The following is a 25,924-nucleotide window of genomic DNA, read 5'->3' as shown; positions in this document are numbered from 1 at the left end:
GGCTGCTAACCCGGAATCAGCCGCTCAGCACCCGTGAAGACCGTGACCGTATCGGATCGCGCGATGGCGCAGAGCGTCATGCCGTGAGCCTTGGCGCGTTCGAGCGCCAGGGATGTGGGTGCCGAGATCGCGACGATCACGGCCGCGCCGAGGCTGGCCGCCTTCTCGACCATCTCGAACGAGCAGCGGCTCGTGATGACGAGGAAACCGGCATCCGGCGCCGTTCCCGACCGCATCAGCGCGCCGATCAGCTTGTCGAGGGCATTGTGGCGGCCAACGTCCTCGCGCAGCGCACAGAGGGTGCCGTCAAGGCCGGCCCAGGCCGCGGCGTGGACGGCGCGTGTCTCGGCACCGAGAACCTGAGCCCGGTCGAGGCTCGACAGAGCACGGGCGATGGCCGGCAGGCTGACCCGGACATCGGCCGCCAGGACACCGTCGGCCTGGGGCAATTGCGCCAGATCCTCGATGCCGCAGACGCCGCAGCCGGTGCGGCCGCTGATGGCGCGTTTCCGCGCCAGATGCTCGCGGAGGCGCCCGGGCGCCAGTTCGACGTGGAGGCGGATGCCATCCGCGCCGGTCTCGACCCGGGTCGCGCGGATCTCCGCCGCGCTGTCCACGATCCCCTCCGTGAGACTGAACCCGTAGGCGAAATCCTCCAGGTCCGCAGGGGTCGCCATCATCACGGCGTGCGGAACGCTGCCGTAGACGAGGTTGACCGGCGCTTCCACCGCCAACGCCCGCGTGTCGTGCTTCGACATCGAGCCGGAATAGGCCATCACCTGCATGGGCAGGCGCACTGCACAGGGCAGCGGACCGGACGAGGGGCCTTCCGGCTGCGTCGACATTTCGAACTCCGATGACACGTCGGGGACGGTAGGCGCCGCCCGACCCGCGTTGCAACGTCACGGGGACGGATTTCGCGTCCGCGGGATCGCATTCCCACCATCGGGATCCCGGGACCCGGCGGGAACGCCGAAGGGGACCGCGGACGCGCCGCGCGTATCCGCCATTGTGGTAGTGCGCAGGCGCCACGACGGTTCGCGAACCGGCGGGAAAGCGTGCGATGCGACGCTTGTGCGGTTGCACCGCGCCGGCCCTTGTGGTCTGAAGCCCCGGTCGGATAATGCCGGGTGACACAACCGGTACTCCGTTACGTCGGTACGATCCCGCACTCGATCAAGACGGGGAGGTCCGGCGACAGTCAGACAGCCAGGGGAGCCACGAGAGGCAGATGCGGACGGTGCGGACGATCAACCGGTCACTCTGGAGCCTCGCCTCGCTCGGCGCCTCGCTCTTCCCGATAGCAGGCGCGCAGGCTGCGGGCTTCGGTCAACCGGTTCCGTGGGAAATGAGCCGGCAGATCCCGGTGACGGAGAATGCGCGCGACATCCTGAGCTTCGAGGTCGGCTTGCATTGGCTGTCCCTGGCGATCTCGGTGTTCGTACTGGGCCTGATCCTCTGGTGCGTCTTCCGCTTCAATGAGAAGCGGAATCCCACCCCCTCGCGCACCACCCATAACACCGCCATCGAGATCGCCTGGACGATCGTGCCGGTGCTGATCCTGGTGGCCGTGGCGATCCCGTCCTTCCGTCTGCTGCGCACGCAGCTCTCGGACCCGAAGGCTGACATGATCGTCAAGGTCATCGGTCACGCGTGGTACTGGTCCTACGAATACCCGCAGACCGAGGCCGGCGGCGGCTTCACGTTCGATGCGAACATCGACGAGGACAAGCAGCCGCGCCTGCTTCAGACCGACAACGAGATGGTCGTCCCGGTCGGCAAGATCGTGAAGATCCAGGTCACCGCCGCCGACGTGCTGCATTCCTGGGCCATGCCGGCCTTCGGCTTCAAGATCGACGCCGTTCCCGGCCGCCTCAACCAGATGTGGTTCAAGGCCGACAAGGAAGGCACGTTCCACGGCCAGTGCTCCGAGCTATGTGGCCAGCGCCACGCCTACATGCCGATCGTGGTGCGTGTCGTCAGCGAGCAGGCCTACGCCGACTGGCTGAAGGAGGCCAAGACCAAGTACGCCCGCATCGACAACGGCACGAGCGTCGCCGAGGCGCGCTGAGCCCCGGCTGACCGATCCGAACCCATCAGATCCACAAGGCACCCGAATCCATGGCTACAGCCGCAGCCCATGCCGAGGCCCACGAGGTCCACGACCACAAGCCGTCGTTCTTCGCCCGCTGGTTCCTGTCGACGAACCACAAGGACATCGGCACTCTCTACCTGCTCTTCGCCTTCTGCGCCGGCATGATCGGCGCGTTCCTCTCCTTCGGCATCCGGATGGAGATGGAGGCGCCCGGCCTGCAGTACTTCTCGAACCCCGCGACCTACAACGTGTTCGTCACGGGCCACGGTCTCATCATGGTGTTCTTCATGGTGATGCCGGCGCTGATCGGCGGCTTCGGCAACTGGTTCGTGCCCCTCATGATCGGTGCGCCCGACATGGCGTTCCCGCGCATGAACAACATCTCGTTCTGGCTGACGGTGGCGGGCTTCTGCTCCCTGCTCTGCTCGCTGTTCGTCGAGGGCGCGCCGGGCGCGTCCGGCGCCGGCACCGGGTGGACCGTCTACCCACCGCTCTCGACCGCCGGCCATCCCGGCCCGGCCGTCGACTTCGCGATCTTCGCCCTGCACCTCTCGGGCGCCGGCTCGATCCTCGGCGCGATCAACTTCATCACCACCATCCTGAACATGCGCGCCCCGGGCATGACGCTGCACAAAATGCCGCTCTTCGCCTGGGCCGAGCTGGTGACCGCCTTCCTGCTGCTGCTGTCGCTGCCGGTTCTGGCGGGCGCCATCACGATGCTGCTCACCGACCGCAACTTCGGCACGACCTTCTTCGACCCGGCCGGCGGTGGTGACCCGATCCTGTACCAGCACCTGTTCTGGTTCTTCGGTCACCCCGAAGTGTACATCATGATCCTGCCGGCCTTCGGCATCGTCTCGCACATCATCGCCACGTTCTCGCGCAAGCCCGTCTTCGGCTACCTCGCGATGGCCTACGCCATGGTGGCGATCGGCGTCGTCGGCTTCGTCGTGTGGGCGCACCACATGTACACGGTCGGCCTGTCGCTCCAGACGCAGTCCTACTTCGTGTTCGCCACCATGGTGATCGCGGTGCCGACCGGCGTGAAGATCTTCTCGTGGATCGCCACCATGTGGGGCGGCTCCATCCGCTTCACCGCCGCGATGCACTGGGCGGTGGGCTTCATCTTCCTGTTCACCGTCGGCGGCGTGACCGGCGTCGTGCTCGCCAACTCGGCGGTCGATAAGTACCTGCACGACACCTACTACGTGGTCGCGCACTTCCACTACGTGCTGTCTCTCGGTGCCGTGTTCATCATCTTCGCCGGTGTCTACTACTGGTTCCCGAAGATGACCGGCCACATCATCCCGGAATGGGCCGGCAAGCTGCACTTCTGGCTGGCCTTCATCGGCGCGAACGTCCTGTTCTTCCCGATGCACTTCCTCGGCCTCGCCGGCATGCCGCGTCGGTACGCCGACTATCCGGAGGCCTTCGCGGGCTGGCACAAGGTGTCGACCTACGGCGGCCACATCTTCGGTCTCGGCATGTTCGTGTTCGTGATCGGCGTGGTCCTGGCCTTCCGCTCCAAGGAGCGGGCCGCGGACAATCCGTGGGGCGAAGGCGCCACCACCCTCGAGTGGACGCTGTCCTCTCCGCCCCCGTTCCACCAGTTCGAGACGCTGCCCCGCATCGTCGACGAGCCCGGCGCGCACTGATAGACAAACCGCGAGGGCCGCATCCGCGGCCCTCGCCCTTTCCCGGAGGCCGGTCACCGACCTCCCGGCAAGGGCGAGCGACGAGGGCGATCCGCATGGGTTCGGGCTTTATCCCGAGCCCCGCTCACGCCAATCCTTGGAACACGTCGACTTCAAGACACGACCCGACCGTGACGCGCGCGGCCGGGCGCCGACACAGCAGCGGCAGACGCGATGACGAGCCTGACGAACACCCTCGGACCGGACGTTCCGACCCCGGCCCTCACGAGCGCCGGCGGCGACGTTCCGGACTATTTCGCCCTGCTCAAGCCGCGGGTGATGGTCCTCGTCATCTTCACCGCCCTGGTCGGGATGGTCGTCTCCCAGGGCCACGTGCAGCCGGCGATCGGCGCCATCTCGCTGCTGGCCATCGCGGTCGGCGCCGGCGCCTCCGGCTGCCTCAATATGTGGTGGGACGCGGATATCGACGCCGTTATGAGCCGCACGGCCACGCGGCCGATCCCGGCCGGCAAGATCACGTCCGAGGAAGCCCTCGGCTTCGGGCTGTTCCTCTCGGTGGCGTCGGTGCTGGTTCTCGGCCTGACCGCGAACTGGCTGGCCGCGGCGCTCCTCGCCTTCACCATCGTCTTCTACGCGGTGGTCTACTCGATGTGGCTCAAGCGGGCGACCGCGCAGAACATCGTCATCGGCGGCGCCGCGGGCGCCCTTCCGCCGGTCATCGGCCAGGCGGTGGTCACCGGTTCGGTGGGGATCGAGTCGCTCGTCCTGTTCGCCATCATCTTCATCTGGACCCCGCCGCATTTCTGGGCGCTCGCCCTGATCAAGGCTGACGAGTATGCCCGTGCCGGCATCCCGATGATGCCGAACGTCGCCGGCCCGGCCTCCACCCGCCGTCAGATCGTATGGTACTCCCTGCTCCTCGCGCCCCTCGGCCTCGCGCCGGTGGCCCTGGGCTTCGGCGGCGTGATCTATGCGGTGATCGGCCTCGTGGGCGGTCTCGGCATGGTGGCCTTCAGCATCCGGGTGCTCCGGAACCGCGAGGGCGAGGCCGAGAAGCGCGCCGCGATGGGCATGTTCGGCTTCTCGATCCTGTATCTGTTCGCGCTGTTCTCGGCGCTGCTGGCCGAGCAGAGCTTCGGCCTGTTCCACCCGGTGCTGGGCTGATTACGATGGCGGATCCCGAGATCCAGTATCGACCGCTGACGCCCGAAGAGGAGGCGCGCCGGCGCAAGCGCTCTGTCGCGATCGCGTTGGCCCTCGGCGCCTGGGTCCTGCTGTTCTTCGTGCTGACGATCGTCAAGCTCGGGCCGCAGATCCTCAGCCGGCCGCTCTGAGGCGCTCGCGATGACAGCTCCCCGCCCGAACCCGAACCGCGGGGCGACGCGCACCGCGCTCGCCTGCGCCGGCCTCGCCGTCGGCATGGTCGGCCTCGCCTTCGCATCTGTGCCGCTCTACGACGCGTTCTGCAAGGCGACCGGGTACGACGGGACGCCCCGTCAGGGACCGGCCCTCGCTGCCGTCGCTACGCGGTCCGACGACAGCATGATCGTGCATTTCGACACGAACGTCGCGCCGGGCCTGCCCTGGAAGTTTGCCCCGGAGGCCAATCGCGTCGAGGCAAAGCTCGGCGAGACCAAGACGGTCTTCTTCCGGGTGCAGAACACCGGCACCAAGCCGTCCACGGGTGTCGCGACCTTCAACGTTCAGCCGGGACTGATGGGCGGCTACTTCGTCAAGGTCGCCTGCTTCTGCTTCAACGAGCAGACGCTGCAGCCGGGCGAGACGCTCGACGTGCCGGTGGTGTTCTATGTCGACCCGGCCGTGCGGGATGATTCCAACACCGCGCATCTCTCGGAGATGACGCTGTCGTACACCTACTTCGCCGCGAAGAACGGGCAGCCGGTCACCGCGGCGGTGGCGAATTCCGGTTCACCGGGCACGAAGGGCGATTTCTGATCGCGGGACCGTGACAACACGGCCCCGCACCGCCTACACGTGCCGACAAGCTTGGGCGTGGTGCAGACCGTGCCCGGTCAAGAGTAAGCAGCGTAAGGCCGGACGCCGGTAACGGCGCAGGGCGCGAGGGTGAGGAGCAACGGGACGATGGCCGAGGCGCACGCCAAGAATCACGACTTTCACATCCTGAACCCGAGCCCATGGCCGCTCATCGGCGCCTTCTCGGGTTTCCTGATGGCGTTCGGTGCGGTCTTCTGGATGAAGAGCCTCCAGATCGGCACCTTGTCCCCGGGTCCGTACATCTTCGGTGCCGGCGCGATCGGCGTCCTCTACACGATGTTCTCGTGGTGGAAGGACGTGGCGCACGAGGCGAATTCGGGCGATCACACCCGCGTCGTCCAGCTGCATCACCGCTACGGCATGATGATGTTCATCGCCTCCGAGGTGATGTTCTTCGTCGCGTGGTTCTGGGCCTATTTCGAGGCCGCCCTCTACACCGCCGACCCCATCCAGGTGTCGCGCGTGGAGTTCACCGGCGGCGTCTGGCCGCCGAAGGGCATCGAGGCGTTCGATCCCTGGCACCTGCCGCTCCTCAACACGTTGATCCTGCTGACCTCGGGCACCACCGTGACCTGGGCGCACCATGCGATGCTGGAGGGTGACCGCAAGGGCCTGAAGTACGGCCTGTGGCTGACGATCATCCTCGGCGTGCTGTTCACTGCCTGCCAGGCCTACGAGTACAGCCACGCCGAATTCGGCTTCTCGGGCAGCATCTACTCGTCGACCTTCTTCATGGCGACGGGCTTCCACGGCGCCCACGTGATCATCGGCACGATCTTCCTGGCGGTGTGCCTGTTCCGGGCCTACGCGGGCCAGTTCACGCCGCGCCAGCATCTCGGGTTCGAGTTCGCGGCTTGGTACTGGCACTTCGTCGACGTGGTGTGGCTGTTCCTGTTCGCCGCCATCTACGTGTGGGGCTCGGGCGTCTTCCACGGCGCCGCGCACTGAGGCCGATCCATCCCGCCGTTGCATGGCGGACCTGTGAAGGGCGGCTTCGGCCGCCCTTTCGCGTTTCCGATCCCTCGAAATCCCCATATCGGATGTGACGGAGCAGACGCGGCAGGACCGCGGACTGCGCGGATCAGCCCTGGAGTGTGCCTGTGGACGACCGAACCTACGCGCCACCGCCTCCGATCCCCACCGGCCTGCGCGGCCGCTGCCCGCGCTGCGGCGAGGGCCATCTGTTCCGCGGCTTCCTGACCCTGCGCCCGGCCTGCGACGCCTGCGGCCTCGACTACGCGAAATTCGACTCGGCGGACGGGCCGGCCTTTTTCGTGATGTCGATCGTCGGCCTGATCGTCGTCGGCCTCGCCCTGTGGCTCGAGATCACCTACGAGCCGCCGATCTGGGTTCATGCGCTGGTCGCTGCGACGCTGTCGATCGGCCTCAGCCTGCTCCTGGTCCGGCCTCTGAAGGGCCTCCTGATCGCCCTCCAGTTCAGCAATCGGGCCGAAGAGGGGCGCTTCGAGCGGTGAGCGCGGCTGCACAGACCCGGCCCGCCTGGCGCGACCTCCTGGCGCCGGGGCTCGCCTCGCTGATCGCGCTGGCGATCCTGCTGGGCCTCGGGACGTGGCAGCTCGAGCGGAAGGCCTGGAAAGAAGACCTCATCGCCCGCATCGTCCGGCAGAGCCGGGCGGAACCCGTGGCACCGCCGGCGCCGGAGGCCTGGGATCCCGGCCGCGACGAGTTTCGCCACGTGCGCGTCTCCGGACGCTTCCGCAACGACAAGGAGACCCTGGTGCACGGCCTCGCGGCCGGCGAGACGCCGGGTCGAGCCCTGCAGGGCTACTACGTTCTCACCCCGCTTGAGCGGGACGACGGCGGCGTGGTGCTGATCAACCGCGGCTTCGTTCCGACCGAACTCAAGGGGCAGAGCGATCGGCGGGACGGCCTCATCGAGGGACCGACGACGGTCACCGGCATCCTCCGCGCGAGCGAGGCCCGCGGGCTGTTCGTGCCGGAGCCGGATCCCGCCCGCGGGGAATGGTTCAACCGGGACATTGCCGGCATCGCATCGGCCCGCGGCCTCGGGGTTGTCGCGCCGTACCTGATCGAGGCCGACGCGGTGCCAGGACAGACGACGTGGCCCCGCGGCGGCCAATTGCGGGTCGACCTGCCGAACAACCACCTGCAATACGCGTTCACGTGGTTCGGCCTCGCCGCCTGCTTGATCGGCGTGTTTTCGGTCTTCGCGTGGCGCCGCCTGCACGATTCATCGGCGGCCCGGGGCGCCTAGAAAAAAGCAGCGGCCTCGCCGTTACGGCAAGGAACAGTCTCGCCCGGATCGGCCGAAAAACGGCACCTCATTCCTTTGACCGCGCGTCGTCGCCCCGGAATACTTTCGGTGTTCTTGAGCGATCGATCGCGTCCTGCATTGTGTATACAGTTCGCGTCGATCATCCGAAGACGACGCGGCGCCTGGACGTCGCGCAACTGAGGTTACGCCGAATGAGCAGCCATTTCGACCACGGACCGCGCGAGCCTATCCGCTTCGCGTACTGGGTGCCCAACGTCTCCGGGGGCTTGGTGATCAGCAAGATACCCCAGCGGACGAGCTGGGATGCCGATTACAATCGGAAGCTGGCCCAGATCGCCGAGGAGGCGGGATTCGATTACGGCCTGACGCAAATTCGGTTCACCGCAGGGTACGGTGCCGAGAACCAGCATGAATCGGTTGCCATCAGCCATGCGCTCCTGGCCGCGACGACCAAGCTCAAGGTGATCGCCGCCCTCCTGCCCGGACCTTGGCATCCGACGCTCGCCGCCAAGCAGATCGCCACGATCTCGCAGCTCACGGAGGGGCGCATCGCGGTCAACATCGTCTCGGGATGGTTCTCGGGGGAGTTTCGCGCGATCGGAGAGCCCTGGCTCGATCACGACGAGCGCTACCGCCGGTCCGAGGAGTTCATCCGCAGCCTGCGCGGAATCTGGACGCAGGACAATTTCACCTTCCGCGGCGATTTCTATCGCTACAGCGACTACACCCTGAAGCCCAAGCCCGCGCAGCCGTTACCCGAGATCTTCCAGGGCGGCTCGTCCCGGGCGGCTCGCGACATGGCGACCCGCGTCTCCGATTGGTACTTCACCAATGGCGGCACGCCGGAGACGATCCGCGCCCAGGTGGACGACATCCGCGCGAAGTCGGCCGAGACGGGCAACCATCCCCGCATCGGGGTGAATGCCTTCGTGATCGCCCGCGACACCGAGGAGGAGGCCCGCGCCGCCCTCCAGGAGATCATCGACCATGCCGACCCGGACGCCGTGAAGGCCTTCGGCCACGAAGTGAAGAATGCCGGCAAGGCCTCACCGGAGGGGGAAGGCAACTGGGCGAAGTCGAGCTTCGAGGATCTCGTCCAGTACAACGACGGCTTCAAGACCAACCTGATCGGCACGCCTGACCAGATCGCCGAACGGATCGTGGCGCTGAAGGATGCGGGTGCGGACCTCGCCCTGCTGGCGTTCCTGCATTTCCAGGAGGACGTCGCGTATTTCGGCGCGCACGTGATCCCGCGGGTCCGCGCCCTTGAGGCCGCCCGCGACCGGCGCGTCGAGGCGGCTTGACCGCCGCCTACCGCGATCCGAATCCCGACAGACCGGAGTGAGCCATGACCATCGCCGTCGATGCGCGCGCGCTCGAACCCTCGCGCCCCCAGGGCGTGCCCGGCCCCGCGCGGCCGCCCTCCCCCGCTCATGTGATCCGAGACGATGCCGAGGCGCTGTCCGTCGCCCACCGGCTGGCGGAAGAGTTCCGGGCCGGCGCTTCCGAGCGGGACCGCCACGCCGTGCGGCCGATCGCGGAACTCGACGCCTTCTCCCAGAGCGGCCTGTGGTCGATCAATGTGCCGCGGGCCTATGGCGGCCCGGAGATCTCGTACCGGACGCTCGCCCAGGTGATCGCCATCCTGGCAGCCGCCGACCCAGCCATCGCGCAGATCGCTCAGAACCATCTCGGAATCCTGGCAGCGATCCGGACCGTGTCGAACGAGGCGCAGAAGCACCTGCTGTTCGGGGAGGTGCTGCGCGGCACGCGGTTCGGCAACGCGTTTTCGGAGCGCGGCACCAAACGGGCGGCGGACTTCGACACACGGTTCACCGATGACGGCGACCATGTCGTGGTCCGGGGCCAGAAGTTCTACGCCACCGGTGCCCTGCTGGCGCACAGCGTTCCCATCGTCGCCCTCGATGCCGAAGGGCGCGCTTGGTACGCCATCGCTGCGCGGGATGCGCCCGGCCTGACCGTGATCGACGACTGGTCGAGCTTCGGCCAGCGCGGCACGGCAAGCGGCACCGTGCTGATCGAGGACGTCCGCGTGCCCAAGACCCATCTGGTGCCGGCCTGGAAGGGCTACGAGGCGCCCACCGCCGACGGCGCCGTCTTCCAGATCATCCAGGCGGCCGTGGACGCCGGGATCGGCCGCGAGGCCCTCGACGACACGATCCGCTTCGTTCGCGAGAAGGCCCGTCCCTGGATCGACAGCGGCCTGGAAAGGGCCGCGGACGATCCCTACACGATCCATGCAATCGGCGACCTGACCATCCGCCAGCACGCCGCCGAGGCGCTGCTCGACCGCGCCGGGCTCGCCCTCGACGCGGCCGTCGCTCGGCCGGACGCCGCGCGCGTGGCGGCCGCGCAGCTCGCCGTGGCCGAGGCGAAGGTGCTGACCACCGAGGTGGCACTGGCAGCGTCGAACAAGCTCTTCGAGCTGTCGGGGACCCGTTCCACGCTGGCCGCGGAGAACCTCGACCGTCACTGGCGAAATGCCCGTACCCACACGCTGCACGATCCGGTGCGCTGGAAATACGCGATCATCGGCAACCACGCGTTGAACGGCGTGAATCCGCCGCTCCACGCCTGGAGCTGAACGCACCCCTACAGCACCGGCAGCCCCCGGGCCTTGGCCTCCTCGCCAGGCTCGACATGGATCGTCACCACGGCGCCCTGGATCGTCGTCTCCAGGGCGGTCTCCAGCCGATCGCAGATGGCGTGGGAAGCCTCGACCGTCATGGTGCCGGGCACCACCAGGTGGAAATCGATGAAGGTCGCCTGACCGGCCGATCGGGTGCGGACGTCGTGGGCCTCCAATGCCCCCTCCCCGTGCTGTGAGATGAGCGAGCGGATCTGGCTGACCATCTCGGGGGGTGCGGCCCGGTCCATGAGGCCGTCGACGGATTCCCTGACCATCCGGAAACCGGACCACAGGATGTTGAGGGCGACGAGACCCGCCACCAACGGATCGAGGATCGGATAGCCCGTCAGAACCACGGCGCCCACGCCAGCCAGCACGCCGCAGGAGGTGACGACGTCCGCGAAGATGTGGCGCGCGTCAGCGATGAGCGCGGGCGAACGCCATTGCTGGCCCCAACGCATGAGGGCCACCGCCCACGCGGCATTGATGATCCCGGCAGCGAAGTTGATCGCGAGACCGAGGGCCGGCGCGTCGAGGGGGACCGGCACGAGCAGCCCGAAATACGATTCGCGGAGGATCAGGAGCGCCGCCACGATGATCAGCGCGCCCTCGATCACCGCCGAGAAGAACTCGGCCTTGTGGTGCCCGTAAGGGTGGTCCTCGTCGGCCGGTCGTGCGGCGACACGCAGGGCCACGAAGGCGCCCACCGCCGCGACCACGTTGATGATGCTCTCCAGCGCATCCGAATACAGGGCGAGGCTGCCGGTGAGCCACGCGGCGTAGAACTTCAGCGCCGTGACAGCGAGTCCGATGCCCGCGCTGTGAAGTGCGGCTTTCTGGGTGCGGTCCATGACGTACGCCGTTGCGGTGACGCGGCGCCCATACGGCACCTGTCAGGGCCAAGGCCACGGCAAAGGTTCGACGGAATCGAAAACCTGTTAGCCGCGGCTAAGTCTCCGCGGCGGTATCCTGGCCGCGGGCGGCCTCGCGCCGGCGGCTCACCTCCGCCTTGGCGCGGGCGGCTTCGGCCTTGCGCAGGTAGCGGCGGCGCTGCCAGGCGAAGCGCGCCGCCGCCGCCAGGGCCTCCAGGCGCCCGGCCTCGCGCTCCCAGTAGGTCAGGAGCTGCCCGTCCAACGTGACCCGGCGGGGGCGGCCCGGCGCCGTCACGATTCACCACCCCGCCGGGCGGCCGGCTCGCCCGTTTCGGCCACGATCAGCGCGTCCACGTCGCCGCGGAAACTCCCGGCGCCGGCATTCGGAACCGGCGCGGCGGGGCTGCCGAAGGGTTGGCTCGGATAAGCGGACTCGAACTTTGCGCGCGCGGCCTTCGGATCCTCTGCCTTGAGCACGATCTCGGGGGTGCCGGGCAGCGGCCAGCGTGGATCGGCCTCGTCACGGGGGCGAACGGCGTACCGGGGCATCGATGGGGCCTCAGGCGTCTCGGTGACGCGGAAAACGGGTGTGCTCCCCGACGGTTCCGCGGTTGAAACCGCGTCGGGTTCAGTGCAGGCAACCGGCGATGCGCGTGGACCTCTTCGATTTCGAGCTGCCGGAGACCAGCATCGCCCTGCGCCCGGCCGAGCCGCGCGATGCCGGGCGCCTGCTCGTGGTGCGTCCCGGTGAGCCGCTGGCTGATCGCGCCGTCCGCGACCTGCCGGACGTCCTGCGGAGCGGCGACGCGCTGGTTTTCAACGACACGCGGGTGATCCCCGCGCGGCTGAACGGAGTGCGCACGCGTCCCGGCGCACCCGGCCAACGCACCGAGGTCATGCTGCATCTGCGGGAATCCCTCGACCGCTGGCGCGCCTTCGCGCGACCCGCCAAACGCCTCGCGCCCGGCGACGCGCTGCAATTCGGGTCCCTCGCCGCCACGGTGGTCGAGAAGGCCGAGGCCGGCGAGATCGTCCTGGCCTTCGACCGGGGCGGCGCCGAGCTCGACGCCGCCATCGCCCGCGAAGGAGCCCTGCCGCTGCCCCCCTACATCGCGGGCAAGCGCGCCACGGACGCCCGCGACACCACCGATTATCAGACGGTTTACGCCCGCAATCCGGGAGCCGTGGCAGCCCCGACCGCCGGCCTCCACTTCTCCGAGGCGCTGTTGGCCGATCTGGATGCCGCTGGGCTGCGACGACACCACGTCACCCTCCATGTCGGCGCCGGCACATTCCTGCCGGTCAAGGCCGAGGATACCGACGGGCACCGCATGCACGCGGAGGTCGGTATCCTCGACGCCGCCACGGCCGACGCCCTGAACGCCACCCGGGCCGCAGGCGGCCGGGTCGTCGCGGTGGGCACCACGGCCCTGCGCCTGCTGGAGAGCGCCGCCGCCCCGGACGGGACGCTCTCGGCGTTCTCGGGGCCAACCGAGATCTTCATCACGCCGGGCCACCGGTTCCGCGCCGTCGATGCGCTGGTGACCAACTTCCACCTGCCCCGTTCGACACTCTTCATGCTGGTTTCGGCCTTCTCCGGCCTGGAGACGATGCGTGCGGCCTACGCGCACGCGATCGAGGCCGGATACCGGTTCTACTCCTACGGCGACGCCAGCCTGCTCTTCCCGAGCCCGCGCGCGGACCTTCCATGACCGAGACTTCCTTCGGCTTCAGCCTGCTGAAGCAGGACGGCACCGCCCGGACGGGCTTGATCGCGACGCCGCGCGGCGAGATCCGTACCCCGGCCTTCATGCCGGTGGGCACGGCCGCGACCGTCAAGGCGATGTATCCGGGCCAGGTCCGCGACCTGGGCGCCGACGTCGTCCTCGGGAACACCTATCACCTGATGCTGCGGCCCGGGCCGGAGCGCATGGCCCGCCTCGGCGGCCTGCACCGGTTCATGAATTGGGACCGGCCGATCCTGACGGATTCCGGCGGCTTCCAGGTGATGTCGCTGTCCGCCCTCCGGAAGATCGACGAGCAGGGCGTGACCTTCCGCTCGCATATCGACGGCACCGCCCACCACATGAGTCCGGAACGCTCCATCGAGATCCAGGGGCTGCTCGGCTCCGACATCCAGATGCAGCTCGACGAATGCGTGCGGCTGCCGGCGGATCACGCGGCCATCGAGAAGGCCATGCACCTGTCCCTGCGCTGGGCGGAGCGCTGCCGCGTCGCCTTCGGGGAGCAGCCCGGTCGGGCTCTGTTCGGCATCGTCCAGGGCGGCGATGTCCCGGCCCTGCGGGTGGAGAGCGCGCGGGCGCTGACCGACCTCGACCTGAAGGGCTACGCGGTGGGGGGTCTCGCGGTGGGCGAGCCGCAGGCAGTCATGTTCGCCATGATCGAGACCGTGGAGCCGCACCTTCCCACGGCTAAGCCCCGCTACCTGATGGGTGTCGGCACGCCGGACGACATCCTGGGTGCGGTCGCCCGCGGCATCGACATGTTCGATTGCGTGATGCCCACCCGCGCGGGCCGCCACGGCTTGGCCTACACGCGTCACGGTCGCGTCAACCTGCGCAACGCCCGCCATGCCGAGGACACTACCCCCCTGGACGAAGCCTCGACCTGCCCGGCCGCCCGAGATTATTCCCGCGCCTACCTGCATCACCTCGTGCGGTCGAACGAGATTCTCGGGATGATGCTGCTGACCTGGAACAACCTCGCCTATTACCAGGATCTGATGGCTGGAGCGCGTGCGGCGATCCGGGACGGCCGCTTCGCGGATTACTGCGCCGGCACCCGCGCGGGCTGGGCAAGGGCCGAACGCGCCTCGGCCTGACTCAGCGCGTTACGGAGGCGTGAGAACCCGGTAGGTCCCGTCGGGATCGTCGAGGCCGGTCGATACGGCCGCCTTCAGGTCCGCCACGAGGCGCGCCGCCACGGGGAGCCGGTAATGCAAGGCGTCCCAGTAGTTGGCGTCCTGGGTCGTGAGCGGCGATATCCGGCGGAAATCCACCACCACGGCGCCCCGGCGCGCACCGATCTCTGCGGTGCGCGCCTTGCAGGCCTCCGCGCGACGGGCCGCCGGTGAGCCGGGCGCCCCCTGAGCCGCGGCATGGACAGGCATGAAGGCCACCAGCTTCAGGGCGTCCGGCGGGATCCGTCCGAGGAGATCGTCCAGCCGGTCGAGGGCCGGCATGGGGCTCTCGGGGGCGTCCGCGGCGGCCGGATCGACCGTGCCCGCGCGGATGTGCGCCCGGGCACGCGCGAGGTCGTAGCGCTCCTCCGGCGGCGTGAACACCGCGTAGCCGTCCCCGCGGATCCTCGGCCTCGCCAGGCCCAGGTCCGCGAAAGCCACCTGGACGGCCGTCGTGATGGCGCGCAGGTTCATCTGGCGGAGCAGACCGCCCGGCGTTCCCTCGGTGTAGAGCCACTCAGGAAAGGCGTTGGCCGTCCGCATCGGCGGATCGGCGGCGCACCAGGTCGCATCGAGGCCGAACAGCACGGCGCGGACCTGACGATGCGCCAGGAACAAGGCGGCCAGTCGGATCTGCTCGTCGGGCGTCGCGGCGTTGACGGCAAGGTTGGCGAACCGGACGCCGAACGCGGCATCGAGCGCATGCGGGTCGAGTAACCGTGCGGTCGAGGTGCCGAAGACGGCCGCGTCGAATGGGCCGCCGCGGGCGATCTGCGGGTAGGAGAGACGCTGGTTGGCGTCCATGATCGGCCCCGGCGGACGGCCGGGGGCTGCCCGCAGACCGTAGGGATCAGTGGCCGTGACGAAGGCGATCGCCGCCACGCCCGTGACGATGGCGCCGACGACGAAACTGCGGGCGAAGCCGAACCAATCTGCGGGCCGTCCGACGGAGGGTGGGTGGGGCGAAGCCATGCACCGGCTCCATACGCGCTTCCGCCCTGCGCGTCGCTGTGCGGCCTCGCGCCTGTCGCCGGCAGTCGTCTCGGACCGCGATGGCGCGCAAGTCCCTTCCGCCCTGATGCGCTGCCGATCCTGCCCGGGCCGGAAAGACACGGGCGTCGACCGGCTCACCCGGCCGTCTGGCGGTGACGGACCGCGGTGGCCACAAGGGCGTAGAGGACGGCCGCGTTCAGCACATGCCAGAGCGGGTGCGTGCCCGTCGGCAGGATCGCACAAGCCGCCCAGTCGGCAGTCCGCGCGGCGAGCGACATCAGGAAGAGCATGCCGATGCCGGCAAGCCGCCGCCCCGTTCCCACGAAGCGCTCTTCGGGACGGTGCGCCGCCGCCCACGCCACCCCGAACAGCGCAACTAGAGCTGGCAGGTAATCGATGGAACCGTTGGTCAGCTGCGCGACGTCGAGGCCGGTTAGCCCGTCGAGCATCGGCGTCAGTGCGAAGCCGAACAGGGCGAAGCCACCGGTCGCCGCCGCGACACGGACCGGCGGGAGGCGAAGGAATCGGTGCAGCGCGAGGGCGAGATACGCGTAGATGAACAGCGCGATGGGGATCACGTCGGCGAGCATCGCCCCGTAGACCGCCAGGGTGTGGAACAGGAACGAGCCCACGCCCACGACCGCGATCAGCGCGGAGAGGCCGAGGCAGGACCGGTCGGTCGGGGTAGCCGTAGCTGCGCGGCGCGCCGCCGCCGCGGCGGCCAGGAGGAAGGCCACGTTCGACAGGGCATTGGCCGGCTCGGCCCAGAATTGAGGGCCACCCCGCTCGCAATAGGCGCTCACCGGCTCGAACCAATCCATCGGCGGACCCTAGATCCCCGTCCTTGCGCCGGGATGGCCTTGTCAGCGCGCGGCGAAGCGCGGATGACGGCGCGGCGGCGACCGGAAGCGAAGCGATGCGGATCACGACCTGGAACGTCAATTCGATCAAGCAGCGGCTGCCGCACCTGCTCGGTTTCCTCGAGGAGGCGAAACCCGATGTGGTCTGCCTTCAGGAGTTGAAATGCCAGGACGAGGCGTTCCCCCGCGCCGAGGTCGAGGGCGCAGGCTACGCCGTCGAGACCCTGGGCCAGAAGGCCTATAACGGCGTGGCCCTGCTGGTCCGCGCCCCCCTGGCGGTGAGCGAGGTCCGGCGCGGTCTGCCCGGCGATGGCGACGACGAGCAGGCCCGCTACATCGAGGCGCTGATCTCCGGTTCGGACTCGAAGCCCGTGCGGGTCGCCTCGATCTACCTGCCCAACGGCAACCCGGTGGACAGCCCGAAATACCCCTACAAGCTGGCCTTCCTGGAACGGCTTCGACTGCACGCCCGCGCCCTCATGCAGGACGAGATCCCCGTGGTGCTGGCCGGCGACTACAACGTCATCCCGGAGCCCGCCGACGCGGCCGATCCGGAAGCGTGGCGTACGGATGCGCTGTTCCTGCCGCAGAGCCGGGCCGCATTCCGGGCGCTGCTCGCCGAAGGCTACACCGACGGTCTGCGTGCCTGCGACCCGCGTGACGGGCTCTTCACCTTCTGGGACTACCAGGCCGGCTGCTGGCAGCGGAACTTCGGCATCCGCATCGATCACCTGCTGCTCTCGCCGCAGGCCGCCGACCGGCTGGTCTCGGCCTCGGTGCAGAAACACCTGCGCGGCCTGGAGAAGCCCTCGGACCACGTGCCGGTGACGGCGGAGCTTTCGGCAGCGTGACGGACAGCCCTATGTAGAGGGCGGCACCGGCGGATCGTATGCCGCCGCACCGCCGAACACAGGAGTCACGCTTGATCGTCTACGGCACCGGCTACTCGCCTTACGTCCGCAAAGTCCTGGTCTCCCTCGCCGAGAAGGGCGTCGCCTACGAGCACAGGCCCGTCATGTTCCACGCTCCGGATCCGGATTTCCAGGCGGCCAGCCCGCTTGGAAAGATCCCGGCCATCGAGGATGACGGTTTCCGGCTCGCCGACTCGTCGGCGATCCTCTGGTACATCGAGCGCAAACATCCGTCCCCGGCTCTCGCACCGGTCGATCCGAAGGACCTCGGCCGCGCCGTCTGGTTCGACAAGTTTGGCGATACCGAACTTTTCGGCAAGCTGATCGTGCCCTTCGTGGAGCGCGTGCTGAAGCCTAACATGATGAAGCAGCCCACCGATGAGGGTGCGGTGACCAAGGCGCTCGACAAGGATCTGCCGCCGATCTTCGACTATCTGGAAGGACAGATCTCGGGTCCGTACCTCGTGGGCGACGCCTTCAGCATCGCCGACATCTCGATCGCGACCGGGTTCTACAATTTCCAGCTGGCAAAGGCCCAGATCGACGCCGATCGCTGGCCGAAGCTCGCGGCTTACGTCGCCGAGACGCTAGCGCGGTCGTCCTTCAAGGCCGCCATGGACGCCAGGAAGGGCTGATCCCCCGCGCATGGACGCTCGCCGCAGATGTGGCTGACGGTTCGGCGAACGCGAGCCGTCAGGACATGGGTCGAAAGTCGATCACGACCGGGCCGCGATCAGGGCCGGCTTCATCCGGCGGCGATCAGCGCCGCCGCCGGATGGAGCCCACCGTCTGAAGCTGCGTCTGGGCTTCGGCGCGGTCATCCTCGTTCGCGGCGGCCCAGTTCTTGTCGTACAGCGCGACGATCCAGTCGTCCTTGCGGCTCTCCACCCCCTCCCGCGCGAGGGAGAGCCACATCAGCCCTCTCACGCGCTGGACCGGAATGCCGCCAAGGCCGTTGACCAGCATGTCGCCGAGCAGGGCCTGGGCCGGATGGTGGCCCTTCTCGGCCGCCAAGTTGAACCAGCGTGCCGCCTGCCGCGGATCAGCCTCGACGCCGGTGCCGTCGAGGTAGAGCCGGGCCAGATTGTACTGCGCGTTCGGGTCGCCATAGTACGACGCCGCGTAGTTGAACATATCGTAGGCACGCTCGGGATTCGGGCGAACATAAGTGCCCTTGATCCCCTCCAGAAAGTAGGTGCCCAGCGCCGTGAAGGCACTGCCGAGAACCGCGGAATTCTGCGGATCAGGCCCGTCGTCGGCGCTGGCATCCGCGATCCGGGAGAAGAACTCGAAGGCCTTCAGGTCGTCGTGGGGCACGCCGTCGCCCTCGGCATACATCCGGCCGAGCTTCCACAAGGCCAGGGCGTGGCCCTGGCCGGCCGCGTACTCGAGGGCACGGGCCGCACCCTGCTTGTCGCCGGCATTGTACTCACGCACGCCGGCCCTGAGCGCATCCTTCGCCGAGCGATAGCTCTTGTCCGCCACCGGCACCTGCACCGGCGTGCGGACATTGGCGTCGAGCGCCCGGGGCGCGGCCGTCGGGACGGCGCAGAGGGCGAGCGTCAGGGCCGCGGCGGTGCATCTGAAGCCGCCTCTGAACCGACCGGGACCCGCCCCGGCCGACGCCCTGCGCCGGCTGAGGTCAGTCCTAGACGTCCGCATAGCTCTGCGTCTCCTTGGCACCTCCCGGATGGGTCACGGCGCCATACAGGGCCGGCCCGACACCTTGCGCGTATTTCCAGAGATAGCCCGAGGTCGCTGTGTTGGGCCGCCCCGTCCAGGCCTTCCCGCGCTCGGCCAGCTCCTCATCCGACAAGGCGACGCTGAGCGTGCCCTGGATGGCGTCTAGGGTGATCATGTCGCCGTCGCGGATCAGGCCGATCGGGCCGCCGACAGCCGCCTCCGGGCCGACATGGCCAACGCAGAATCCGCGGGTCGCGCCGGAGAAGCGCCCGTCCGTGATGAGCGCCACCTTGTCGCCCATGCCTTGGCCGTAGAGGGCGGCCGTGGTGGAGAGCATCTCGCGCATGCCGGGGCCGCCGCGCGGACCCTCGTAGCGGATGACGAGCACCTCCCCCTCCTTGTAGGCGCGCGTCTGCACGGCCTCGAAGCAGGCTTCCTCGCCGTCGAACACCCGAGCCGGGCCGGTGAAGACCTGCTTCTCGGCCGGTATGCCCGCGACCTTCACGATGGCGCCCTCGGGGGCGAGGTTGCCCTTGAGGCCGACGACGCCGCCGGTCGGGGTGATCGGGCGATTGGCCGGGTAGACCACGTCCTGGTCCGGATTCCAGGTCACGCGGTCCATGTTCTCCGCGATGGTGCGACCGGTCACCGTCATGCAGTCGCCGTGCATGAAGCCGTGGTCGAGGAGCGTCTTCATCAGCAGCGGGATGCCGCCGACCTCGAACATGTCCTTGGCGACGTAGCGCCCGCCGGGCTTCAGGTCGGCGATGTAGGGGGTGCGGCGGAAGATCTCGGCGACGTCGAACAGCGTGAACTCGATGCCGCACTCGTGCGCGATCGCCGGCAGGTGCAATGCCGCGTTGGTCGAACCGCCGGAGGCGGCCACCACGGTCGCGGCGTTCTCGAGAGCCTTGCGGGTGACGATGTCGCGCGGGCGGATCTGCTTGGCCAGCAGCTCCATCACCTTCTCGCCGGCGGTCGCGCAGAACTTGTCGCGGATCTCGTAGGGCGCGGGGGCGCCGGCCGAATAGGGCAGCGCCAGGCCGATCGCCTCGGAGACGGTCGCCATGGTGTTGGCGGTGAACTGCGCGCCGCAGGCGCCCGCCGACGGGCAGGCGACCTGCTCCAGCTCGTCGAGATCCTCCAGGCTCATGTCGCCGACCGCGACCTTGCCCACCGCCTCGAACAGGTCCTGCACGGTGACCGGCTTGCCGCGGAACGAGCCGGGCAGGATCGAGCCGCCATAGATGAAGATCGASGGMACGTTGAGGCGCACCATCGCCATCATCATSCCSGGYAGSGACTTGTCGCATCCGGCCARCCCGACGAGGGCRTCRTAGGCGTGRCCGCGSATGGTYAGCTCGACCGAGTCGGCGATGACCTCGCGGGACGGCAGCGAGGCGCGCATGCCGCCATGGCCCATGGCGATGCCGTCCGTGACCGTGATGGTGCAGAACTCGCGCGGCGTGCCGTGGGCCGCGGCGACGCCCTTCTTGACCGCCTGGGCCTGGCGCATCAGCGAGATGTTGCAGGGCGCGGCTTCGTTCCAGCAGGACGCGACGCCGACCAGCGGCTGATGGATCTGCTCGCGGGTCAGACCCATGGCGTAGAGATACGAGCGATGCGGGGCGCGGTCCGGCCCCTCCGTGACGTGGCGGCTCGGCAGCTTCGACTTGTCGTTCAAACGCGTCACCATGACCCCAGACCAAGCCTTCGCACAGCCGATCCCGAGGGTGCGTTGGACCGCAGCGCGTCGCCGTTCGCGAAGCGCCGGGTGATCCGTCCGCGTGCTCGGGAAGTCCTCGTTTCTAAACGGTAAATCGTTGTCGAAATTGCCGTTTACCGCGGATGTTGAGGTGAGCCCGGACTATGGCGGGATCGCGGCGTTTACGGGCAGGTCTCGGGGCCAAGCCGGGATCGTTTTACGGTGTTGCGACCCCGCCACAGCCACGCTTGAGGCCATTTCGCACGCGGGAACGCGACGAAGGACAATCTCGTCGGAGCCGTCGGATGCTTGATCAGGTCGCGACGTGTCACCGCGCTTGGCTCGGCTCTTTTCCGATGTGTCCCGGTCATGTGAAGCAATTCAGAGGGGTTCTATTCGGAGCGCGACTTGCGCGCTTCGCGTCGAGCGCCCGCGGAACGACGTTTTAGTTGGTGAAGGATCCAACAGCGCGGGTCCCGACCGTCTCAAGGTCGAGGCTCTCCGCGATCGGGATGTGGTTCGCGCTCACCCTACCCAGGCGGCGCCGTGATCAAGCTAGGCCGGCAGGCCGCGATCGCGCCGGATTACGGACGGGCGCGGCAGCGGCCCGCGCGGATATACGGTCGGCAACACCATGGCCGCCCGGTTCGACGGCGGACCGACGCGTACCTCATGACAGGATCACCGGATGACAGGAGGGCGTGATCCCGTGCGGATTGCGCGCTCAGGCGGCCCCGGCATGGGGCGCCGGTATCTCGGTCGAGATGGCGTCCACCGTGCGCGGCATCGGGCTGCCCTGCCCGTCGGAGCGTTGGATCCGGACCTGCTGGTTGACCGGCTGCATGTTGCCGAAGGGCGTCGAGAAGGCGATCTCGGCGGCGTCGCGGCCGACGCCGATCCGCACGAGACCGTCCAGATCGGCCTGCCGGGTTGCGTCGAACAGCCACCAGCGGCCGTCGAGATAGGCCTCGAAGACCGCGTGGAAATCGCTCGGGACGAGCCCGTGGGCGTAACAGCTGACGAAACGGGCCGGGATGCCGAGCGCTCGGCAGAAGGCGGCCCCGATATGCGCGAAGTCGCGGCATACGCCGGCCCGCTTCAGCAGCGACTCGTGCGCCGTCGTCTCGCCGTCGCTGGTTCCGGGCTGATAGGCGATGTGATCGTGGATCCAGTTGCAGATCTGGTTCACGCGGGCATGCCCCTTCGGAAGAGCTCCGAATTCGGCCTGTGCGAAGGGCGTGAGCCTGTCCGAGGACACGAAGCGGCTCGGAAGCAGGAACGGCAGGATGTCGAGGGGCAGCTGCCCGACAGGCGTCTCGCTGATGGTCGCCGGGTCGGCCCGGTGCACTGTGAGGTCAACCTCCGCGTTGTATTCCAGAGCGAACGGGCCGGTGGGCACGTTGACGCCCAGGTACCGGTTGCGCTGATCGGGCGCGACGTAGATGTCGCGCTTCAGATTCGGCGTCAGAACCAGGGTCTCGCTGAGGATCTCGATGCTCTTCAGCTTCGCCACTTCGAGGTTGAAGATGAAGGTCGTGTCGGAGAGGATGTTGTAGGACAGACTACAACCCAGAGTATAGCGCATCGGATCTCCTTGCCGGATGGCGGCCTATCGGCAACTCAAGCAAGGGCCGCGCCCGATCGCCTGTTCCAGCTCAGGCCGCTCGCGGCAGCATCAGGACGGTCAGCGAGCGGACGCCCTGCGCCCCGTGGATCAGGACGCCCTCGATATCGGCGGTGGCCGACGGGCCAGTGTGCAGCACGGCATAGGCCGCGCGTCCGAATTCGGGCCGCCGATAGGCCGCCTGCACGTTCGTCACGATGTCGGCCGGATCCAGCAAAACGACGAGGTGCTGGGCGAGATAGGCCACGGCGTTCACGATCAGCTGGTCCTGTGTGAACAGGACCGAGCCGGTCTCGGCGATGCCGAACACAGCACGGACCACCGCCACGTCGACGTCCTCGACCTCCTGCGGCGCGCGCACCGTCCGCAGGTCGCGGTTGCCGGTCAGTTCCGGCACCGCGGATGCGACGATCTTCGCGGTGTCGAGGCGGTCGCGCACGCCGGCGAAGACGTCGCCGGTGCCGGGCTCCGCGACCCGGCCGCCCATCCGCTTCAGCCGCTCGCCGAACTCGGCCACCAGGTCGTCGCCGACGAGCGGAGCGAACAGCGGCAGCTCCGGCAGCGGGTAGTCACCCGCCGGGCGGTTCCTGCGGATGTCGGCCAGGATCCCGTCGCGGGCGCTCATCGACCCGTGTCCTTCATGCGGTTCTGCTTGTACCAGGCGTGGAAGGTCTGGCGCGGCGCCTCCGGCATCTCGCGCTTCTTCCCCCAGGTGTTGAGCGGATTGTAGACCGCGAAGCGCGGCAGGACCTTGAGGGCGGAATCCGCCGCACCGATCGCCGCCCGGTAGGCGGCCGGCCGCGACAGCACGGCGCCTGCCGCCTTCATCATGCCCTGCTTGAGCGCCGGGATCTGGTGCTCCTCGACCAGCACCTTCCGCCACGCGAAGATCTGCTCGTGAATGTTGATCTTCACTGGGCAGACGTTGGTGCAGGAGCCATTCATCGTAGAGGAAAACGGAAGCGTCGAGTATTTCCGCTTGTTGAAGGTCGGATCGATGATCAGCCCGATCGGCCCCGAATAGGTCGCCCCGTACGAGAGGCCGCCCGAGCGACGGTAGACCGGGCAGGTGTTCATGCAGGCGCCGCAGCGGATGCACTTCAGGGAGGTCCAGAACTCCTCCATGCCCAGCCGCTCCGAGCGGCCGTTGTCGACCAGCACCATGTGCATCTCGGTGCCCGTGCGGGGTCCGCGGAAATGCGAGGTGTACTGCGTGATCGGCGAGCCCAGCGCCGAGCGCGAGAGCAGGCGGATGAAGATGCCGAGATGTTCGGTCCTCGGGATGATCTTCTCGATGCCGATCGAGTGGATCTGCAGCGGCGGGACGTTGCCGGAGAGATCGGCGTTGCCCTCGTTGGTGCAGGTGACCACCGCGCCGGTCTCGGCGATGGCGAAGTTGCAGCCGGTCATCCCGGCATCCGCCTGCAGGATGTAGGGCCGGGTCGTCTCGCGCTGGCTCTCGGCGAGGTAATGGGCATCGTCGTTGTCGGGGTCGGTGCCGAGAGTCTTGGCGAAGACCTCGGCCACGTCCATGCGCGTCTTGTGGACCGCCGGGGCGACGACGTGGCTCGGCTCCTCGTTGTCGAGCTGCTGGATCCGCTCGCCGAGGTCGGTCTCGATCACCTCGATGCCGTTGGCCGCCATGTGATGGCGAAAGCCGCACTCCTCGGTGAGCATCGATTTCGACTTCACCAGCGTCCTGGCGCCGTGGCTCCGCAGGATCTCGAGGACGATCCGGTTGTGATCGGCGCCATCCTTCGCCCAGTGGACGTGCACGCCGTTCGCCTTCGCGGCAGCCTCGAACTGTTCGAGGTACTGATCGAGGTGGCTGAGGGTGTGCGTCTTGATCTGCGAGGCGAGGTCCCGCAGCTCCTCCCATTCGGGGATGCCGTGGGCCGAGGCGTCGCGCTTCTTGCGCAGGTCCCACAGGCGCTCGTCGTGGGCCGCCTGATGCAGCGGCGCGGCGAGGAACCGCTCGGCGGCCTCCGCTTGATCGATCGGCCGGTCGCCACGGACCTTCGCCCCGCGAGGCTGGGGCTCGCGGATCTGCGGCGCGCGGATCGGCTTCGATGCGGCCTCGGCGTGCTGGAGACGCCGGCCGTCCGGCGCCCGCGCGCTCTCGTCGTCGCGGGCACGCACCTCGGGATGGATGACGCCCTCGGCCTCGCGTGGATTGAGATCCTCGACGCTCATGCCGTGGCTCCGTTCAGCACCTGCGCGATGTGGATGTACTTCAGCGGCAGGCCCAGGCGTTCGGCGCAGCCTTTCTGGTGCATCAGGCACGAGGAATCCGCCGAGACGACGTATGCGGCACCGGCCCGGTTCTGATCGGCGACCTTGTCGTAGCCCATCTTGGCCGAGACCGCCGGCTCGAACACCGAAAACGTGCCGCCGAAGCCGCAGCACTCGTCCGGACGGGCCAGATCGACGAGTTCGACCCCGTTCACCAGGCGCAGGAGGTCGAGGGGCTTGGAGAAGTACGGCTTCACCAGCTCCGACGGTCGCGCGTGATGGATGCCGCGCAGGGCGTTGCAGTTCGTGTGGTAGGCGACCTTGTGAGGAAAATTCGCCCAGGGCAACGCCTCGACCTTCAGGACGTCGTGGAGGAACTCGACAAGCTCGTAGGTGCTGGCACGGACGTGGCGCACCGCGTCGGTCTGCGGGATCGCGGTCAGGTGCTCGCGCACCTGATGCACGCAGGATCCCGATGGCGCGACGACGTAGTCGAAGCCGGAGAAATTCTTGACGAACAGGGCCTCGGTCGCTGCCGCCTCAGCGTGGCAACCGGTGTTGGTCATCGGTTGGCCGCAGCAGGTCTGATCGAACGGATACTCTACCGTGCAGCCCAGCCGCTCAAGCAATTCGAGGGTGGCGATCCCAACCTCGGGCTCGAAGGCATCGACGTAGCACGGCACGAACAGGCCGACCCGCATGGTCCGACAACTCCCTGGATCGCCCGCCCCGGCGGTCTGGAACGGTTCGAGACTGACAGAAGGCTCTATCGGAAGGGGCACGGCTTGGCGAGGTCGCACGCTGCGTCACCGTGTGACAGCGCGGGACAACAATTCGAGTTTGCGTCGCCCGCCGGCCTGTCCGGCGACGAGCATTTCGGTGACGATAGCGCTGCAGCCGTGCCCCCCCGTCAGGCACTGGAATCGGCGACACGGGAAGTTTTTCCGGGGAGTCTGGTCGGGCGCTTGATTTCCGCGGCCTCAGAGTCGAAGGACGTCTCGAAACGTTCCGAAGAGATTATCGCCATGGACGAACTGCTCGCCCGCGTCACCGCTCGCACCGGGCTCGACACTGCGACCGCTCAGAGCGCCATCGGGCACATCCTGGCCTTCCTGCAGAAGGAAGGACCCGAGGACGAGGTCGGCCAATTGCTGGCCGCGCTGCCGGGCTCCGAGTCGCTCATCGCCGAATCGAATGCCGGCGAGGGCGGGGGCGGCGGCCTAATGGGCATGCTCGGCGGAATGATGGGCGGCGGCGGCGTCATGGCCCTCGGGCAGAAGCTGATGTCCGCCGGCGTGCCGATGGGTCAGATGCAGCCGCTCGGCCAGGAGCTGTTTGCCTTCGGCCGCGAGAAGGTGGGCGAGGACGCGATGGGTCCGATCATCGGCTCGATCCCCGGCCTCAACCAGTTCGTCTGACCAGACAATCGATGTGCGTCGCCGCACTGCATT

The 25,924-nt window shown here is 68.2% G+C and carries 27 protein-coding genes; 15 read left to right on the top strand and 12 right to left on the bottom strand.

The genetic code is table 11. The features are described from left to right. Nucleotides 1–5: 5 nt before the first annotated feature. Nucleotides 6–845 carry a formate dehydrogenase accessory sulfurtransferase FdhD gene (gene fdhD, locus ACXJKQ_RS10140; RefSeq protein WP_457105634.1) on the bottom strand — a complete coding sequence of 280 codons (840 nt, stop codon included), beginning with the start codon at nt 843–845 and terminating at the stop codon, nt 6–8. A gap of 386 nt (nt 846–1,231) precedes the next feature. Between fdhD and coxB the strand changes: the two genes are divergently transcribed. From coxB to ACXJKQ_RS10090, 10 genes are all read left to right on the top strand, one after another. Then, on the top strand, nt 1,232–2,071 hold the full coding sequence (coxB, locus tag ACXJKQ_RS10135; RefSeq protein ID WP_457105633.1) for a cytochrome c oxidase subunit II: 840 nt from the start codon (nt 1,232–1,234) through the stop codon (nt 2,069–2,071). A gap of 50 nt (nt 2,072–2,121) precedes the next feature. After that, complete coding sequence (gene ctaD / locus ACXJKQ_RS10130) at nt 2,122–3,750, top strand: cytochrome c oxidase subunit I (protein ID WP_457105632.1); 1,629 nt, start codon at nt 2,122–2,124, stop codon at nt 3,748–3,750. 213 nt (nt 3,751–3,963) lie between these two features. Continuing rightward, nucleotides 3,964–4,914: a heme o synthase gene (locus ACXJKQ_RS10125; protein ID WP_457105631.1), complete on the top strand. Its 951-nt coding sequence runs from the start codon at nt 3,964–3,966 to the stop codon at nt 4,912–4,914. Between the two features lie 5 nt (nt 4,915–4,919). Next, complete coding sequence (locus tag ACXJKQ_RS10120) at nt 4,920–5,084, top strand: hypothetical protein (protein ID WP_043348492.1); 165 nt, start codon at nt 4,920–4,922, stop codon at nt 5,082–5,084. Between the two features lie 10 nt (nt 5,085–5,094). Continuing rightward, nucleotides 5,095–5,706, top strand: coding sequence for a cytochrome c oxidase assembly protein (locus tag ACXJKQ_RS10115; protein ID WP_457105630.1), 612 nt, complete (start codon nt 5,095–5,097; stop codon nt 5,704–5,706). A 147-nt stretch (nt 5,707–5,853) separates the two neighbouring features. Then, nucleotides 5,854–6,714 carry a cytochrome c oxidase subunit 3 gene (locus ACXJKQ_RS10110; protein WP_457105629.1) on the top strand — a complete coding sequence of 287 codons (861 nt, stop codon included), beginning with the start codon at nt 5,854–5,856 and terminating at the stop codon, nt 6,712–6,714. A gap of 152 nt (nt 6,715–6,866) precedes the next feature. Next, nucleotides 6,867–7,241, top strand: a complete 375-nt coding sequence (locus ACXJKQ_RS10105; protein WP_457105628.1) for a DUF983 domain-containing protein — start codon at nt 6,867–6,869, stop codon at nt 7,239–7,241. Further along, a complete protein-coding gene (locus ACXJKQ_RS10100; RefSeq protein WP_457105627.1) occupies nt 7,238–8,002 on the top strand; it encodes an SURF1 family protein in 765 nt (254 codons plus the stop codon). The genes ACXJKQ_RS10105 and ACXJKQ_RS10100 overlap by 4 nt, the downstream gene beginning before the upstream one ends. A 212-nt stretch (nt 8,003–8,214) precedes the next feature. Next, a complete protein-coding gene (gene sfnG, locus ACXJKQ_RS10095) occupies nt 8,215–9,327 on the top strand; it encodes a dimethylsulfone monooxygenase SfnG (protein WP_457105626.1) in 1,113 nt (370 codons plus the stop codon). A gap of 44 nt (nt 9,328–9,371) precedes the next feature. After that, nucleotides 9,372–10,628, top strand: coding sequence for an SfnB family sulfur acquisition oxidoreductase (locus ACXJKQ_RS10090; protein WP_457105625.1), 1,257 nt, complete (start codon nt 9,372–9,374; stop codon nt 10,626–10,628). Nucleotides 10,629–10,636: 8 nt separating this feature from the next. On the opposite strand, the gene ACXJKQ_RS10085 is transcribed toward ACXJKQ_RS10090, so the two are convergent. The 3 genes from ACXJKQ_RS10085 to ACXJKQ_RS10075 form a co-directional block, all read right to left on the bottom strand. Continuing rightward, on the bottom strand, nt 10,637–11,524 hold the full coding sequence (locus ACXJKQ_RS10085) for a cation diffusion facilitator family transporter (protein WP_457105624.1): 888 nt from the start codon (nt 11,522–11,524) through the stop codon (nt 10,637–10,639). Nucleotides 11,525–11,621: 97 nt separating this feature from the next. Beyond that, entirely contained in the window at nt 11,622–11,840 is a 219-nt protein-coding gene (locus tag ACXJKQ_RS10080; RefSeq protein ID WP_457105623.1) for a hypothetical protein, read from the bottom strand. Beyond that, nucleotides 11,837–12,094, bottom strand: a complete 258-nt coding sequence (locus tag ACXJKQ_RS10075; protein ID WP_457105622.1) for a hypothetical protein — start codon at nt 12,092–12,094, stop codon at nt 11,837–11,839. The genes ACXJKQ_RS10080 and ACXJKQ_RS10075 overlap by 4 nt, the downstream gene beginning before the upstream one ends. A gap of 98 nt (nt 12,095–12,192) precedes the next feature. Here ACXJKQ_RS10075 and queA point away from each other — a divergent pair, with 98 nt between their 5' ends. Together queA and tgt are read left to right on the top strand one after the other, a co-directional pair. Further along, on the top strand, nt 12,193–13,257 hold the full coding sequence (gene queA, locus ACXJKQ_RS10070) for a tRNA preQ1(34) S-adenosylmethionine ribosyltransferase-isomerase QueA (protein ID WP_457105621.1): 1,065 nt from the start codon (nt 12,193–12,195) through the stop codon (nt 13,255–13,257). Beyond that, entirely contained in the window at nt 13,254–14,387 is a 1,134-nt protein-coding gene (gene tgt / locus ACXJKQ_RS10065) for a tRNA guanosine(34) transglycosylase Tgt (RefSeq protein ID WP_457105620.1), read from the top strand. Before queA ends, tgt begins: the two co-directional genes overlap by 4 nt. Before the next feature lie 9 nt (nt 14,388–14,396). Here tgt and ACXJKQ_RS10060 read toward each other — a convergent pair whose 3' ends face one another. Both ACXJKQ_RS10060 and ACXJKQ_RS10055 read right to left on the bottom strand, forming a co-directional pair. Beyond that, nucleotides 14,397–15,437, bottom strand: coding sequence for a hypothetical protein (locus ACXJKQ_RS10060; RefSeq protein ID WP_457105619.1), 1,041 nt, complete (start codon nt 15,435–15,437; stop codon nt 14,397–14,399). A 155-nt stretch (nt 15,438–15,592) separates the two neighbouring features. After that, nucleotides 15,593–16,279 carry a ceramidase domain-containing protein gene (locus ACXJKQ_RS10055; protein WP_457105618.1) on the bottom strand — a complete coding sequence of 229 codons (687 nt, stop codon included), beginning with the start codon at nt 16,277–16,279 and terminating at the stop codon, nt 15,593–15,595. 95 nt (nt 16,280–16,374) lie between these two features. Between ACXJKQ_RS10055 and xth the strand changes: the two genes are divergently transcribed. Together xth and ACXJKQ_RS10045 are read left to right on the top strand one after the other, a co-directional pair. After that, complete coding sequence (xth, locus tag ACXJKQ_RS10050) at nt 16,375–17,169, top strand: exodeoxyribonuclease III (protein ID WP_457105617.1); 795 nt, start codon at nt 16,375–16,377, stop codon at nt 17,167–17,169. Between the two features lie 71 nt (nt 17,170–17,240). Continuing rightward, nucleotides 17,241–17,864 carry a glutathione S-transferase family protein gene (locus ACXJKQ_RS10045; protein ID WP_457105616.1) on the top strand — a complete coding sequence of 208 codons (624 nt, stop codon included), beginning with the start codon at nt 17,241–17,243 and terminating at the stop codon, nt 17,862–17,864. 124 nt (nt 17,865–17,988) lie between these two features. Here ACXJKQ_RS10045 and ACXJKQ_RS10040 read toward each other — a convergent pair whose 3' ends face one another. The 6 genes from ACXJKQ_RS10040 to ACXJKQ_RS10015 all read right to left on the bottom strand — a co-directional run bounded on the left by ACXJKQ_RS10040 (nt 17,989) and on the right by ACXJKQ_RS10015 (nt 25,174). Further along, entirely contained in the window at nt 17,989–18,891 is a 903-nt protein-coding gene (locus ACXJKQ_RS10040) for a tetratricopeptide repeat protein (RefSeq protein ID WP_457105615.1), read from the bottom strand. Next, nucleotides 18,878–20,608, bottom strand: a complete 1,731-nt coding sequence (ilvD, locus tag ACXJKQ_RS10035) for a dihydroxy-acid dehydratase (RefSeq protein ID WP_457105614.1) — start codon at nt 20,606–20,608, stop codon at nt 18,878–18,880. The genes ACXJKQ_RS10040 and ilvD overlap by 14 nt, the downstream gene beginning before the upstream one ends. Nucleotides 20,609–21,341: 733 nt before the next feature. Further along, entirely contained in the window at nt 21,342–22,202 is an 861-nt protein-coding gene (locus tag ACXJKQ_RS10030) for a transglutaminase-like domain-containing protein (protein WP_457105613.1), read from the bottom strand. A gap of 70 nt (nt 22,203–22,272) precedes the next feature. Then, nucleotides 22,273–22,866, bottom strand: coding sequence for a LutC/YkgG family protein (locus ACXJKQ_RS10025; RefSeq protein ID WP_457105612.1), 594 nt, complete (start codon nt 22,864–22,866; stop codon nt 22,273–22,275). Next, nucleotides 22,863–24,434, bottom strand: coding sequence for a lactate utilization protein B (locus ACXJKQ_RS10020; protein ID WP_457105611.1), 1,572 nt, complete (start codon nt 24,432–24,434; stop codon nt 22,863–22,865). Before ACXJKQ_RS10020 ends, ACXJKQ_RS10025 begins: the two co-directional genes overlap by 4 nt. Further along, nucleotides 24,431–25,174: a (Fe-S)-binding protein gene (locus ACXJKQ_RS10015; RefSeq protein WP_457105610.1), complete on the bottom strand. Its 744-nt coding sequence runs from the start codon at nt 25,172–25,174 to the stop codon at nt 24,431–24,433. The genes ACXJKQ_RS10020 and ACXJKQ_RS10015 overlap by 4 nt, the downstream gene beginning before the upstream one ends. A gap of 324 nt (nt 25,175–25,498) precedes the next feature. On the opposite strand from ACXJKQ_RS10015, the gene ACXJKQ_RS10010 reads away from it, so the two are divergent. Then, entirely contained in the window at nt 25,499–25,891 is a 393-nt protein-coding gene (locus tag ACXJKQ_RS10010; protein WP_457105682.1) for a DUF2267 domain-containing protein, read from the top strand. Nucleotides 25,892–25,924: the final 33 nt, after the last annotated feature.

The organism is Methylobacterium sp. P5_C11 (genome assembly GCF_054049775.1).
The sequence above is the reverse complement of the archived record's forward strand: the minus strand, read 5'-3'. Positions and strand labels throughout refer to the sequence as shown.